Origin of the sequence: Aquimarina sp. I32.4 (assembly GCF_002924285.1) — a bacterium.
Taxonomy (GTDB): domain Bacteria; phylum Bacteroidota; class Bacteroidia; order Flavobacteriales; family Flavobacteriaceae; genus Aquimarina.
In genome coordinates this window covers 1-14811 of record NZ_PGUB01000100.1, presented here as the reverse complement: position 1 = coordinate 14811, position 14811 = coordinate 1, and the positions used below count along the sequence as shown (strand labels likewise).

At 32.9% G+C, this 14811-nt stretch carries 11 protein-coding genes; 7 read left to right on the top strand and 4 right to left on the bottom strand.

The genetic code is table 11. From position 1 onward, the window contains the following. The first annotated feature begins 551 nt into the window (after positions 1 to 551). Entirely contained in the window at positions 552 to 962 is a 411-nt protein-coding gene (locus CVD18_RS17965; protein WP_103866845.1) for a hypothetical protein, read from the top strand. 326 nt (positions 963 to 1288) lie between these two features. Here CVD18_RS17965 and CVD18_RS17960 read toward each other — a convergent pair whose 3' ends face one another. After that, a complete protein-coding gene (locus CVD18_RS17960; protein WP_233194582.1) occupies positions 1289 to 1720 on the bottom strand; it encodes a helix-turn-helix domain-containing protein in 432 nt (143 codons plus the stop codon). Between the two features lie 92 nt (positions 1721 to 1812). Between CVD18_RS17960 and CVD18_RS17955 the strand changes: the two genes are divergently transcribed. Continuing rightward, positions 1813 to 2427, top strand: a complete 615-nt coding sequence (locus tag CVD18_RS17955; RefSeq protein WP_103866843.1) for an FMN-dependent NADH-azoreductase — start codon at positions 1813 to 1815, stop codon at positions 2425 to 2427. Between the two features lie 66 nt (positions 2428 to 2493). On the opposite strand, the gene CVD18_RS17950 is transcribed toward CVD18_RS17955, so the two are convergent. Together CVD18_RS17950 and CVD18_RS17945 are read right to left on the bottom strand one after the other, a co-directional pair. Next, positions 2494 to 4674, bottom strand: coding sequence for a M3 family metallopeptidase (locus tag CVD18_RS17950; RefSeq protein ID WP_233194581.1), 2181 nt, complete (start codon positions 4672 to 4674; stop codon positions 2494 to 2496). Between the two features lie 11 nt (positions 4675 to 4685). Further along, a complete protein-coding gene (locus CVD18_RS17945) occupies positions 4686 to 7175 on the bottom strand; it encodes a M14 family metallopeptidase (RefSeq protein ID WP_103866839.1) in 2490 nt (829 codons plus the stop codon). Between the two features lie 213 nt (positions 7176 to 7388). Here CVD18_RS17945 and bshC point away from each other — a divergent pair, with 213 nt between their 5' ends. Continuing rightward, positions 7389 to 8984: a bacillithiol biosynthesis cysteine-adding enzyme BshC gene (gene bshC / locus CVD18_RS17940; protein ID WP_103866837.1), complete on the top strand. Its 1596-nt coding sequence runs from the start codon at positions 7389 to 7391 to the stop codon at positions 8982 to 8984. A 25-nt stretch (positions 8985 to 9009) separates the two neighbouring features. On the opposite strand, the gene CVD18_RS17935 is transcribed toward bshC, so the two are convergent. Then, on the bottom strand, positions 9010 to 9555 hold the full coding sequence (locus tag CVD18_RS17935; RefSeq protein WP_103866835.1) for a pyridoxamine 5'-phosphate oxidase family protein: 546 nt from the start codon (positions 9553 to 9555) through the stop codon (positions 9010 to 9012). Between the two features lie 196 nt (positions 9556 to 9751). Here CVD18_RS17935 and guaA point away from each other — a divergent pair, with 196 nt between their 5' ends. The 4 genes from guaA (at position 9752) to CVD18_RS17915 (ending at position 14686) form a co-directional block, all read left to right on the top strand. Next, a complete protein-coding gene (gene guaA / locus CVD18_RS17930) occupies positions 9752 to 11281 on the top strand; it encodes a glutamine-hydrolyzing GMP synthase (protein ID WP_103866833.1) in 1530 nt (509 codons plus the stop codon). A 52-nt stretch (positions 11282 to 11333) separates the two neighbouring features. After that, positions 11334 to 13499: a LysM peptidoglycan-binding domain-containing protein gene (locus CVD18_RS17925; protein WP_103866831.1), complete on the top strand. Its 2166-nt coding sequence runs from the start codon at positions 11334 to 11336 to the stop codon at positions 13497 to 13499. 404 nt (positions 13500 to 13903) lie between these two features. Continuing rightward, complete coding sequence (locus CVD18_RS17920; RefSeq protein ID WP_103866829.1) at positions 13904 to 14440, top strand: DUF922 domain-containing protein; 537 nt, start codon at positions 13904 to 13906, stop codon at positions 14438 to 14440. A gap of 18 nt (positions 14441 to 14458) precedes the next feature. Beyond that, positions 14459 to 14686: a DUF3820 family protein gene (locus CVD18_RS17915; protein WP_103866827.1), complete on the top strand. Its 228-nt coding sequence runs from the start codon at positions 14459 to 14461 to the stop codon at positions 14684 to 14686. The last annotated feature ends 125 nt before the right edge of the window (positions 14687 to 14811 follow it).

The window sequence follows — 14811 nt, the reverse complement described above, 5'->3', positions numbered from 1 at the left end:
CGTTTTTTCATTTTTCTAAGATATTTATTTAAACATAAACCGTCTTAAATATCTGTCCGAATAAAGGTAGCAACTCCATATCTACTAATACTGTGAATTCAGGAACACGCTCTAAAGCCGTCTCTAGAATCGTTTTACTTTTTTTTGATACATAATTTAGATGTTTTTATTGACTATCTAAATTTAAACTATTTTTATAGGGAACAAAAAAAGCTTCCGAGGTAACGAGGATTAGTTCAACACGATATATGCGCCCATAGCAACTAAGTGATCAATCGAAATGTTATTGTATTTTTGGTAAGGCGCAATATTTGCTAAGAGAAAAAGTTAGCAATCAATGCGCAGAAAAATCAAAAAGAAGGGTAACATTTTGCTCTGTTACAACACATACAAGAAACATTGTGTAGAACACAAAATATTATAATTAATATGAAAATTTATCAGTGAACTCATCTTGACTTTCAGCCATTTTTTAGGAAATAGAAAAAGTCAAGATGAGTTCAGTTTAAAAATGATAAAAATAAATAGTTGAATTAAAATAAATTTAAGTTATGAAAATTAAACTGTTATTACTTTTTTTTGGAATTTTAATGTTTAATACCTCATGTAATAAAGACGATGATAATCAAAACTATGAACTAGAGAATTTAATTTTAGGAGATTGGTATATTGTAAATAAAATTGTTAATGGAAATGTAATTCCTTATGACGATCATGAAAAGTGTGGAAGAGATTATTTGCAATTTAGAGAAGATGGAAGTGTATGGTCAGTTGATGTTTGGGATTGTGAAAAAGAATTTCAGAAGTTAGGAAATTATTCTTTTGAAAATAAAGAATTAATAATCGAAGGAAAAAAAGTGGAGATTTTAAAATTGGATGGTAAAAGTTTTTCTACAAAATTAGAATATGATTATGATCATGATGGAGAAATAGATGAAGTAATCGAAAATTTCGAAAAATAAACTCCACACACAAACCGTTGGCAAATATTCCCCTGCTACCGCTAAGCTGTGCTTAGTGGCGGTATGAGTAAGCAATACAATATATAAAAAAACACAGCAGTAGTGTTGTGGTTTTAAAGTCTCTTTATCAATTCTCTTCAGATACAGAAACCTTTACGGCGGTTCTCTACAAATAGTAGGTATATCATTTTCATCCGATCGCTTTTATAGAACAGATGAAGTTGATAATCCAAAAACACTCAAAACAGTAAAAAATGAATATAGAATATTGAACACCCGATACTGAATATCAAAGTTCACAAATCATCAACAGGAGTTACTATATGTTATTTGCTCATTATTTTTTTTCTATGAGTAATCCCCCAATCTCTAACCACTTCGATCACTTTATCCAGTGATAACCCGTAATAGGTCAAACTATATGCTACAGTAATAGGTGTTGTTGCAGATTCTTTTCTATCAACTAGGCCATTTATTTCTAGGTCTTTTAGCTCCTTAGATAGCATTCTTGGGGTGATGCCTACTATTTCACGTTCTAGTTCTTTGAATCTGTAACTCTTGAAAGAGAGGGTGACAATGATGGGGAGTTTCCATTTACCTCCTATTAAATCTATTACATCTCTAACAGGTAGGATAAATGATTTGCATTCTGCTGGTGTATGTTTGGGGGTGTCTTTTATGCTATTCATTTTTCTGGATATCAATATTATAATACGATCACTATACTGTTGTATACCAATATACTTGAGTATAGTCATGTAATTTGTGTGCCAATGTAATATACTTTTGTAAGAACGAAAAATTTCATGAATTTAATTTGAAATGATTTAAAATTATAATAATAGACGCTATGAAAAAGACACTTGTTGTAAGTTATACCCCTAGAGAACAATCAAATACCAAAAAGTTGGTAGATTTTTTTGTAGAGCATGCTCAAAATAAGACAGAGATAACATTTCTAGACTTGACCAAAGATACTCCTGATTTGTTATTAGAAAAAAACCTGAACCTATATGTGAATCGTAATTTTGGCGGAGTAGCATTGAATGATGAGGAGCAAAAAATATTATCCAAAAATGATAAAATGGTGGTTCAGCTTCTTGATGCAGATAGGATCGTAGTAGCGAGTCCTATGTATAATATGTCACTTCCTGCCACAGTAAAAGCATGGGTAGATGCAGTTATACAAGCAGGAAAAACCTTTGAGCAAACAGAAAATGGGCCAAGAGGATTGTGTGATGGTAAACAAGCATTGGTGCTAATGACTAGTGGTAGTGATTTTACGATAGAGCCTTTAAAAAGTATGAATTTTGCCACTCCTTTGTTGAATGCATGTTTGGGGCTTATGGGGATTACTACAGAAAATAGTACCGCATTTGGGTTGCAACAATATCCAGATAAAGTAGAGAGTATGCTAGCTATGTGTAAAGAAGAGATAAAGGCGGTGAGCGAGAAGTGGTATTAAAATAAAAACACACATATATCGCAATCAACGATGTATGTGTGTTTTTTTATTTATGGTGGGGTATTGCTATGATTTTGGAATAGGAAACCCTCTATCTTTCATCAAAGCTTCAATCTTAGCATCGCGACCTCTAAACAGTCTATATGCTTCTGCAGGGTCTATAGCATTGCGAGGTGCAAAAAGGTATTTTACCAATTTTGCGGCTACTTCTTTGTCATAAAAACCTCCAGGAGCTTCTGCAAAAGCTTCTGCAGCATCAGATGTAAGCACATCTGCCCACATATATCCATAATATGCAGTCGCATACCCTTCTCCAGAAAATACATGCCCAAAATGAGGAGTACGGTGACGCATTACCAATTCTTTTGGCATGTGTAAAGCTTCTAGAGCTTCTTTCTCAAACTTGTCTATATCAATATCTGTAGGATCTGCCAAGTGTAGTTTCATATCTATAAGAGCAGAAGCAAGGTATTCTGTAGTTGCAAACCCTTGATTAAAAGTAGCAGCTTTCTTTATTTTATCAACCAATGATTTAGGGATTGGTTCTCCTGTCTTATAGTGTACCAAATAATTATTGATGACTTTATCTGTAGATAACCATCGCTCTAATAATTGAGACTGGAATTCTGTATAATCTCTTACTCCTCCGTTCAGGGTTGGATATCTTACCTCAGAAGATAAGAAGTGTAGTGCGTGACCAAACTCATGGAAAAATGTAGTTGCATCTGACCATGATACCAAAACAGCTTCTCCTGGTGCAGGTTTTACAAAATTAGAATTGTTGGATGACAATACATTTGTTTTACCATCAAAGGTAGTATGACTTCTATAGGTATTTGCCCATGCACCAGATCGTTTTCCTGGTCTGGCAAATGGATCTAGATACCATAGACCAATATGCGCTCCAGAAGTTTTGTCAGTTACTTCCCAAACCTTAACATCTTCATGAAAAACAGGTACTTTTCCTTCTTCAATAGGAGTAAACTTAAAATTAAATAATTCACCAGCTACAAAAAACATAGCCTCTCTTAATTTATCTAATTGCAGGTATTGTTTTACTTCATCAGAATCTAGATCGTATTTCTTTTTTCTTACTTTTTCTGCATAATAGCGATAATCCCAAGGTTCTATAGTTATTTTATCTCCATTTGCATCTGCTACCGCTTGCATATCAGCTACTTCTTCTTTTACTCTTGCAATTGCAGCAGGCCATACCGCATTCATAAGCTCCATTGCATTTTCTGGCTTTTTGGCCATACGGTTTTGTAATCTCCAATCGGCATAGTTATCATGACCTAATAATGCTACACGTTCTTTTCTTAATTTCAGGATCTTTGCAATGTTTGCATTATTATCCTTATCATCGCCATTATCCCCGCGAGAGTAATAGTTTTTCCATACCTTTTCTCGTATATCTCGCTCGTTTGAGTAGGTAAGAAAAGGATCCATAGAAGACCTTGTATTGGTTACTGCATATTTTCCTTCTTGGTCTCTATCGGTTGCCGCTTTTGCATATGCTTTGATTAGAGGTTCAGATAAACCACTTAATTGATCTTTTGTAAGGTAGGTTACATACCCTTCTTCATCCTCTAATACATTATTAGAGAAATTAGTATATAGTTCTGATAACTCTTTATTGATGGCCGCATATCGTTTTTTCTTTTCAACATCAAACGCAGCACCATTCATAGCAAATGATTCATAAATAAGTTGTGCTACTCGTTGTTGATCTGCTTCTAGAGGTGTTTTTTGCGAGTTATCGTATACAGTTTTAATACGCTCAAATAATTTCTCGTTTTGCGATATTTTTGAATTGAACTCTGATAGTATAGGAGCCATTTCTTTTTGAACATTCCTAAACTCTGGCGAAGACATATTACTACTTAAAATACCATAATATGTAAAAACTCTATTGAGTTCTGCCCCAGCTTTTTCCATAGCGACAATAGTATTGTCAAAAGTAGGAGCATCAGGATTATTTGCAATTGCCTCAATCTCTTTAAGATTGAGTTCCATTCCTTTATCAAGTGCTGATTTTATATCAGAAACATTCATTTTATCAAATGCTGGTGTCCCTTGATAAGGGCCAGTCCATTCTGATAACAATACATTGGTAGTAGTATTCGATGCAGTTGTTGTGGTTGCAGTAGGTTTTACTGCTTCTTTCTTTTGATTACAACTCGCTAAAAGCACCATAGCCGATAAAGCCATAGTTTTTATAGTTGTCGAGAGATGTGAGTTATTCATGATTATTTAATTTAAATTCTATATTTATTGTTATTAGTAAAGAAAATGGCATTTACCAAAAACAGTTTTCCGTTTTCCCAAAAAGATCTGAATAAAGGATTATCTACCATATAAATCATACTTCCTCGCCCTATTCTTGTTTCGCCAAATACAAGAGAATTGTGTAATCCTTTTAGTGCGGTTGTACCAGCAAATCCAGATACATTCTCTGGTTGTTTGATGTAAGCTACATTGTATCCGTCTTTGAGAAATTGATATGATTTGTTGTTTAGTTTAAGACTAAAGTAGGTGTTGTCATACCCAAAAGCCATAGGATGAGAGGAATCTACATAAGTTTTAAAAATACTTCCTGTAATAAATTCTTTTACACTTTCTCGTTCTCTTTGATTATATGGTGTAAGATTACCAGCGATAGAATCTTTATCCTTTTCTGCTACAGTGTTTTTTTTGAGATCAAAACCTGGTTGATCAACAAATGAGTTCATTGCATCGGCAATAGCGATTACTTTTCCTCCATTTTGAATCCATTTTTTTAATTTGATCAATAGATTTTGGTCTATGTAGTTCTTATAGTTTCCGTCTGGCAGAATAAGCACATCATAATTGCTTAGCTCAACTTTTTTGAAATACTCTGTGTCTATAGAAGTAATAGGAAATTTAAGTTGTTGTTCAAAGAAATGCCAAATCTCTCCATAATTTAGAGATGAGGTGTGCGCTCCTTTGAGTACTGCAATGCGTTGTTTGTTGATTAATTTTACATCTGGTGATCCAAAATCTACACCATTGGTAGAAAAACTAGTGGGCGCAACAAATAATTGTCTGTTATGTTTATTAGCAATTTCTACAACAATAGTATCGTAATTTTTAATGCTAAGATTATCACTTTTGGTAATCAAAAGACTTCCTTTTTTAAAGCTATTACCAGTATTAGAAAAATCTTTTTCGCTAAAACGAACTCTGATATTATTTTGTAATAGATCTGCCATAAAAGCAGCATCATCAATACTATTCCATTTAGAAATATACCCCGCTCCAGATGGAGTTGCAGTATTGTTGATTGTTGTTGCTTTTTTAGTTGAATCAGCAGAGATTAGTGAAGTAGAAGCAATAGCATCTAATCCATATGCATGAGGAATACTCCAGGCTGTAATATCATAGGTGAGAGGTTCATTTAATTTTGTATTTGGTTCAAAAAGTACTTTTACCATCTTACCCTTTGCTTGATTGGTACTTACAACCAAAGCTCCTTTGGCATTAATTGATCCTTGCTTATTTTCTTTAAAATTAAAGCCAGATACTTTTGACGTATTAGTAAATCCATATTGGATATCATGTATATCTAACAACGCTGTAAGCTTATTAATTTTATCTTTTTCACCTGTAAGCACATAACTTTTATATGTATAATTAGTATTGGTAAAGAATTTTTTGAATTCGGTATTTAATTTTGCAGCCTGCAAAGAAGAAATTTCAACAGTAGATAACCCAGTAGTAGTATGATGTAATGCACGATCTTTAAGGGTCAATACATATCCCTCATCAGTTTGTATACCTAATCCAGCTCTACCATGTCCTGCTTGTTCATAGGTCATTCCTATAGCTCCCATAAAAGTGGGGTAGGTATCCCCGTAGCTAGGATATAATAGATCAAAACGTTCTCGGGTAAAAAATAACCATCCTTCTGAATCAAAATATCGAGCATGATTTTTTCCAATTTGTGTCTGAAAATCTTTTTGCCAAGGTGTTATGATTTCATGAAAAGGCTCTGCCGCAGGAGCAAAATAATAAGGATCATTGATACCCTGCTCATGAAAATCTACATGAATATGAGGCATCCATTGATTGTATACCTGTATGCGTTGCGATGACTCTACTTGAGTGGCCCATGCCCAGTCGCGGTTCAAATCAAATAAATAATGATTCGGTCTTCCGCCTGGCCAAGGTTCATTATGTTCTGTTGCCGCCTGATCTGTGTTATAAGGAGTGGCTTTTACCTGATTATACCAATTTACATATCGATCACGCCCATCTGGATTGACACAAGGATCCATAATAACAACAGTGTTTTTTAACCATGCTGTTTTTTTTGAAATCAATTCATACACCGTCTTCATAGCCGCTTCTGTACCAGAAGCCTCATTACCATGTACATTATAGCTCAACCAAACAATTGCAGTTTGTGGTGTAGCTTCTCCTTTTTCTAAGCCAATGTTTTTTAAATTATTCAATCGAATATTCTCAATATTCTTTAAATTCTCTTCAGAAGAAATAATAGCATAGGTGAGTGGTCTACGCTCATTTGTTTTGCCATAGGTATGATAACTTACCATTGTAGATTGATCAGCAACATGCTTAAAATAATTGACCACATCGGCATGACGTGTAAATTGATCTCCTATCTCATATCCCAAAAAATCTGAGGGAGATTGTAACTTGTCTTGAGAATACCCCAAACAGGTACTTATAATTGTAATAAAAAGAATGGTAGTTAATTTTTTCATCGACTGGTGTGTTGATTTAAGATGGTAAAATACCGAGTTAAATTTAGGGTAATATTGATGTTAACTAAAATTTAAGATTTGAGATACCTGCAAATATAAATTAATTACTAGACGAAGTAGGGGAGTAAATTAAGGGGAATTATTAAAAAAAATATAAAAAAATAAATGAAGCGACAATCTACCGTATATTTATCGATCAAAAAAAGTTTGCTTATGCCTAGTGATTGTATTCCGTTTCGCGATACGAATTATTTTTCATCCCTTATTTGTGACTATTTAGATCAAAAAGCTGAATTAACTCCTTTTTATCATCGTTTTCCTGAGTTAGAAAATTTCAAAAATCAGCTAGAAGAAAAGAAAGATGCTTTTTCTGATGCTCATAGAAAGGTATTGGTAAAAGCATTGAGAGCACAATATAAAGGAGTAGATCTATCTGATCTTACCGCAGCAAATATTGAGCAACTAGAAGACTCTACTACATTTACTGTAGTTACAGGGCATCAACTAAACCTTTTTACAGGTCCGTTATACTTTTTGTATAAGATTATATCGACAATTAATCTTACAAAACAGCTTAAGAATAAGTATCCTGATTATAATTTTGTTCCTGTGTACTGGATGGCAACAGAGGATCATGATTTTGATGAGATAAATTACTTTAATCTATTTGGAAAAAAAATACAATGGAATCGCAAAGATGGAGGTGCTGTAGGAGTTTTTGATACAGAAGGATTAGACAAGGTTTTTGATGTTTTTTCTTCTGAAATTGGAGTAGGAAAAAATGCAGAATATCTCAAAACCTTATTTAAAAAAGCATATTTAGAGCATACTGGTCTTACTGAGGCTACTCGTTATCTGGCTAATGAGTTATTTGGTGCATATGGGTTGGTTATCGTTGATGGTGATGATCGTGAATTGAAACGATTATTTATTCCATTTGTAGAAAAGGAATTAATAACGCAAGAAGCATATAAAACAGTATCAAAAAAAGCCCAAAAACTAGATGAAGCAGGGTATAAAGTGCAAGTAAACCCAAGAGAAATTAATTTGTTTTACCTTTCTCAAAATTCAAGAGAACGCATTATAGAAAAAGAAGGAAAGTATTTTGTCAACGAAACCGATATTGAGTTTAGTAAAGATGAAATCCTAAAAACCCTCGAAGAGACTCCCGAAAAATTTAGTCCTAATGTCATGATGCGTCCTTTGTATCAAGAAGTAATTCTGCCAAATCTTTGTTATATAGGAGGAGGAGGAGAATTGGCATATTGGTTAGAGTTAAAAGATTATTTTGAAGCAGTACAGGTTCCTTTTCCTATGTTATTACTACGTAACTCTGTTTTGGTTCAGACTCAAAAGCAAGCCGAAAAAATAAAGAATCTTACTGTTTCTGATACTGAATTATTTTTGAAACAGCATGAGTTGATTAACCGTAAAGTACGACAGATATCTAATATAGATATTAATTTTGATCCGCAGAGAAAACATCTTCAGGAACAATTTCAATCTATGTATGAAGTAGCAGAAAAAACAGATGTTACTTTTTATAATGCAGTAAAAGCACAAGAAGTAAAACAACTGAAAGGATTAGATACACTAGAAAAAAGATTATTAAAAGCACAAAGGCAAAAATTAAGCGATCAGGTAAAACGATTGACTGTGCTACAGAATGAACTCTTCCCTAATCAAAGTTTACAAGAACGTACTCAAAATTTCACAGAATTATATTTGGAATACGGAGATCAATTAATTCCTATGCTTATAAAACAATTAGACCCTTTACAAGGTGGATTTGTTATTTTGAAACAATAATTTTTTCAGAAAATTACTCAGCCCTTTATGGTACAAGGTAAGAGCCATTCCAATCATTATATTTTTTTTTAAAAGCTACACGAATGTGATCAGGCCTTTTTAAACGTAGATATTCAATATGATGAGGAGTGAATTTTATAGCAGAAAAAAAATGAGTCCCCTCAAGATAATCAATTGCAGCAGGATTACTTATCTCTTGCCCTGGGGGTAGTTGGGTGGAATAATCTTTTCTAGATTTTTGAGGTATTTTCTCCCAAATAGTTTGTAGTATACTGTTATTGCTAATAATTTCAGCTTTGGCAAGTATAGAAATCTGTAAAAATCTTTTTGCATCAGTAAATAAAAGGCTTACTGAGTTATGGTTATGTATGTGGGGTGTTTTTTTTGATCGTTTATCAGTGTATATCATAAGATTTAGCATATCATCTATATCGCGAAGCACCACAGTACGCATTCTTGGAGTGCCATCTGTAGCAGAAGTAGCCAGTGTAAAATGCCTAAAAGGATGATCAGAAGATTCTGTTGCTGTTTTTAAGTCTTTTATAATTGATGAAAAGATAATTCCTGTCATTTTTGAAGTTTTCTTAAAGTTACATGAAATTTTATCAGTGGTCAAAGGGAAGAACCATATAATTGATACTGCAAAAGAGTAGTTTGTAAAGCATTGTTGGGTTATAAATCGAAGGTTAAAAACTGAGAAAAAAAATAATATTGAAAATTATTCTAATTAGGATTTCGAGGGTTGTAATTTAATTTTATTTTTGCCTATGCAAAACAACGTACTTATTTTAGATTTTGGATCGCAGTATACTCAACTTATAGCAAGAAGAGTTAGAGAATTAAATATTTACTGCGAAATTCACCCATACAATAATTTACCTGAGAATGTCTCAGATTTTAAAGCAGTAATTCTTTCAGGTTCTCCTTTTTCTGTAAGAAGTGAAGATGCTCCTCATCCTGATTTATCTGAGATTAGAGGAAAAAAACCTCTATTAGCCGTTTGTTACGGAGCGCAATATTTAGCTCATTTCAGTGGTGGAGAGGTTACTCCTTCTAATACTAGAGAATATGGTCGAGCTAATTTATCTTTTGTGCAAGAAGGAGAAGTCTTTTTTGAAAATATCAGTAAAGGTTCACAGGTATGGATGAGTCATAGTGATACCATAAAAAAGCTTCCAACAGGAGGAGTTCGATTGGCAAGTACAGGAGATGTTGAGAATGCTGCATATAAAATAGAAAATGAAGATACTTATGCAATTCAATTTCACCCAGAAGTATATCACTCGACTGATGGAAAACAATTGCTAGATAATTTTTTAATCAAAATAGCAGGAGTGCAACCAGATTGGACACCAGATTCCTTTGTAGACACTACAGTAGCAGAACTCAAAGAAAAAATAGGAGATGACAAAGTTGTATTAGGATTAAGTGGAGGAGTAGATTCTACAGTAGCAGCAGTATTATTGCACAAGGCTATTGGAGAGAACCTGCATTGTATTTTTGTAAACAATGGATTACTTCGTAAAAATGAGTTTTCTGATGTGTTAAAACAATATGAGGGTATGGGGCTTAATGTAAAAGGAGTAGATGCTTCGGCACGCTTTTTGGATGCTCTGGCAGGAGAAAGTGACCCAGAGGGAAAACGTAAGATTATTGGAAAGATTTTTATAGAAGTATTTGATGATGAGTCGCATAAGATTGATGATGCCAAATGGTTAGGGCAGGGTACAATATACCCAGATGTGATAGAGTCAATTTCTGTAAATGGCCCTTCTGCTACCATTAAATCTCATCATAATGTAGGGGGATTACCTGATTTTATGAAATTGAAAGTGGTAGAGCCATTGCGAATGTTGTTTAAAGATGAGGTGCGTAGAGTAGGAGCATCAATGGGAATTGACCCAGAATTATTAGGAAGACATCCTTTTCCAGGGCCAGGATTGGCAATTCGTATACTAGGAGATATTACTGAGGATAAAGTTGCAATATTGCAAGAAGTAGATGCCATCTTTATTAATGGATTAAAAGAAGATGGGTTGTATGATAAAGTATGGCAAGCAGGTGCAATCTTATTACCAGTGCAGAGTGTTGGAGTTATGGGAGATGAGCGTACCTATGAAAATTGTGTAGCATTACGAGCAGTAGAAAGTACAGATGGAATGACGGCAGACTGGGTAAATCTTCCTTATGAGTTTTTACAAAAAACCTCTAATGCAATAATAAACAGGGTAAAAGGCGTTAATAGAGTAGTATATGATATTAGCTCTAAGCCTCCAGCTACAATTGAGTGGGAGTAGAAGTATATAATAGATTTTTTGAAGTTAGGGAATTAAAAAATAGGAGAATTACATGAAAAAGTTGTTGTTAATCTTTTTGTTGGCAGTGTTATCAAGTTCTGTATATGCACAGCAATATAAGAGTCATAAAGTAGCAAAAGGAGAAAATGTATATAGAATAGCAAAGCGCTATAATACTACGCCAGAAGCTATATATAAGATTAATCCTGCCGCAAAAGAAGGAATTAATGAGGGGGAGATTCTGGCTATTCCTGTAACAAATGATGAGGAGTATAAAACACATGTTGTAGAAAAAGGAGATACAGTATATAGTTTATCTAAAAAGTATAATATATCTACAGATACATTTTATATACTGAATCCAGAAGCTAGTAGTGGTATTAATATAGGCCAGATTCTTAATGTAGGAAAGATAAAAAAAGACGCCTCCTCCTCAGGGGAAGTAACTGATAATGGAAAGGAAGCTGTATTGGATAGCTTAAAAAAGCAAGTTGTAGAACGTAAAATTGTACGTTACATAACCCATAAGGTAAAAAGAAAAGAAACTTTGTATGGGATATCCAAAAAGTATAAGGTTACTGTAGAGGATATAAAGAAGAATAATAAAAGACTATACTCTGAACAGATTAAAAAGAAAGATAAAATACGAATCCCTGTATATGCAGAAGGATCTGAAGATAGTCAAGTGCCAGAGAACAATCTAGATCCTAATGCTAGATTATCTACTACAACAAGATATACCATTAAGCCAAAAGATACAAAGTATAGTATCTCAAGAAGACATGGGATTACGGTAGGAGAGTTAGATAAGCTTAATCCAGGTATGGATCCTAATTTTCCTGTAGGAATGCAAATTACTGTTCCTACTACTGTTTTTGTCTCGTTAAAAGATTCAATACAACCAGGATTCGAACTATACGAGGTTAAACCTAAAGAAACTGTTTTTAGAATACTTAAGAGAACTGGTATTTCTTCGGATTCATTATTTAAAATGAACCCATATTTGAGAGAAGGTTTAAAAGCAGGTATGGTAATTACTATACCAAAAGATACACTAAATATAGATGCAGGACTTACAAAAGGAAACCTTATTAATTTAGGAGATAATTTGTATAATTTCAAACCCAAAAAAGTAGCATTAATGCTGCCAATGAGCTTGGATGCTTTGAATTTGGATGCTAGAAAAAATACAGAAGAATATCTAAAAACTAAACAAAGTCTTAGAATATCGTTGGATTTGTATAGTGGGATTCTTATTGCTGTAGATTCAGCAAAAACCAAAGGAATTACGACAGAGCTTAATGTATTTGATACTCAAAAGAATAATAACAAAGAATACCTCAAGAAATTGATTGATGAAAACAATTTTGATGACACAGATGTTGTTATAGGGCCTTTGTATCAAAATAATGCAGAAATAGTAGCTGCAGAACTCAAAAAATATAATACAGCAATATTCTCTCCTGCTTCAAAAAAAGAATCAAATTTGTATGATAATTTTTTTCAGACGAGACCTTCAAATATTCTGCTACAGGATAAGCTTATATCTTATGTAGAGAAAGATTCTACAGATAAGAACATTGTGATAATAGTGCAAAAAGGAGAAAAGTATACAGCTATCAAAGAAAAACTAATAGCTAAATTTCCTACCGCAAAAGTTGCAAGAATTGAAAAAGGAAATTATTTGTATGAAGTAAGATTAAATAAAGTGTTGGATAAAAGAAAGCCTAATTGGGTGTTTTTTGAATCGAGTGATGTAGCGATGATAAGTAATGTAATTCCATTACTTAATTCAAAAGCTGAAAGTCATAAAATAACATTGTTTACTACAGATAAAAATAGTGCGTATGAAAATGACCATATTAAGAATGATCATTTATCAAAATTACACATGCATTACCCATCTGTAGATAAAGAATTTGATAATAAGATAATAGAAGAAGGACAAGAAGATTCACCTTTTGTAAAACGCTATAAGAAAGAATATGGTGTTGGACCTAATAACTGGGCTATACGTGGATTTGATATCGCTTATGATATCCTAATGCGATTAGGTGCAGCAGATGACATATACCATGCAACCTCTTTAGGCGGTACTACAGAATATGTAGAAAATAAATTTAATTACTCCAAAAAAGAAGTAGGAGGCTATCATAATAACGGGGCTTATTTGATAAGGTTTGAAGATGATTTAAAATTAACTGTGATAGAAGAGTAATTTTTTTTAGGTAGTAAACTAAAATAGAAATAAATAAGAGAGTACTAGTAATAAACGGGTAATGTAATTTATACTTAATAAAAAATACATATCGATGTGTAAAAAAAAAGAATTTTTTATATATATTTGATACAGCATAGGTTATCCTATTTTATTTATTTTTTGTATAATAGGGTAATTTGGCACTAAAATTGTTTATTGAAAAAGTATTAAGGAAAACAAAAGAAAAATTACCTAGATTTAGATCCTGAAAACTGTATTTGGTTATATAAATGCATAAGTTTTTAGAAAATAGAACTGTTTTGTTGAGAAGCTGATAATATCTGCCCCATATTAGTATCCCCTGGCATCTCATAAGAATAGGTAAAGTATAACTTTATATTCGGGCATAATTGTTTGCAATTATGAGTAAGTTTATTACTATTATTTTATTTTTATTTATTACCAGTAATAATGGTTATGTAGGGAAATTCTCATACACAGAAAGAAGCGAGTTAGCTTGGTCTGATTTTAGAGGAAAACCCAATATGGCCAGTACTTATGATGCTAGTGTAAATACAGGGATAACATACCAGTGGTCATACGGAAAAGATAAAGGAGAAATAGAATTAAATTATCAGGTAGATAGTTTTTGCTATCCATCATTATCCTGGGTTAAAAGAGGACATATGTCTGATGGCCTTCTTTCTCATGAGCAACTTCACTTTGATATCTCAGAATTACATGCTAGAATAATGAGAAAGAGGTTAAAAGAATATAAAGCTGGAAAAAATATCAGAAGAGACCTTAATAAGATGTATAAGCTTGTAGAGAGAATGAGAATTAATATGCAAGAGAGGTATGATGAAGAAACTGATCACTCTAGAAACAAAGAAGCTCAAAAGAAATGGGAGAAAAAAGTAGAGACACTGATGTGGTATTATAGAGATTTTAATAGATAATAGTATTTCTTCTCATTTATGGAAACTCCCCAGTCTCAAAAAGATTTTTTAGTCAAACTAGCGCATACCAAAATGCCCTATGGTAAATATAAAGATAGATATCTTATTGATATACCAGAATATTATATTGTGTGGTATGCAAATAAAGGGTTTCCAAAAGGAATGCTAGGGCAGCAGTTGCAAACAGTATATGAGTTAAAACTTAACGGCTTAGAGCATTTAATTCGAAATATAAAAAAGATGTAATTTTTTTACGTTACCATACCTTCTTTTGATGTTATACAATTTACGGATATTAACTTCGCATAAATGCGTCTAAGTAGTGATGATTACTTACTATAGATTTTATAAGTTCATTACTCATACTTTCT

Coding starts and splice junctions, on each gene's coding strand:
- bshC (WP_103866837.1), top strand. CDS start 7,389: ATGCCTAGTGATTGTATTCCGTTTCGCGATACGAATTATTTTTCATCC.
- CVD18_RS17915 (WP_103866827.1), top strand. CDS start 14,459: ATGGAAACTCCCCAGTCTCAAAAAGATTTTTTAGTCAAACTAGCGCAT.
- CVD18_RS17955 (WP_103866843.1), top strand. CDS start 1,813: ATGAAAAAGACACTTGTTGTAAGTTATACCCCTAGAGAACAATCAAAT.
- guaA (WP_103866833.1), top strand. CDS start 9,752: ATGCAAAACAACGTACTTATTTTAGATTTTGGATCGCAGTATACTCAA.
- CVD18_RS17950 (WP_233194581.1), bottom strand. CDS start 4,674: ATGAATAACTCACATCTCTCGACAACTATAAAAACTATGGCTTTATCG.
- CVD18_RS17960 (WP_233194582.1), bottom strand. CDS start 1,720: ATGACTATACTCAAGTATATTGGTATACAACAGTATAGTGATCGTATT.
- CVD18_RS17945 (WP_103866839.1), bottom strand. CDS start 7,175: ATGAAAAAATTAACTACCATTCTTTTTATTACAATTATAAGTACCTGT.
- CVD18_RS17920 (WP_103866829.1), top strand. CDS start 13,904: ATGAGTAAGTTTATTACTATTATTTTATTTTTATTTATTACCAGTAAT.
- CVD18_RS17935 (WP_103866835.1), bottom strand. CDS start 9,555: ATGACAGGAATTATCTTTTCATCAATTATAAAAGACTTAAAAACAGCA.
- CVD18_RS17965 (WP_103866845.1), top strand. CDS start 552: ATGAAAATTAAACTGTTATTACTTTTTTTTGGAATTTTAATGTTTAAT.
- CVD18_RS17925 (WP_103866831.1), top strand. CDS start 11,334: ATGAAAAAGTTGTTGTTAATCTTTTTGTTGGCAGTGTTATCAAGTTCT.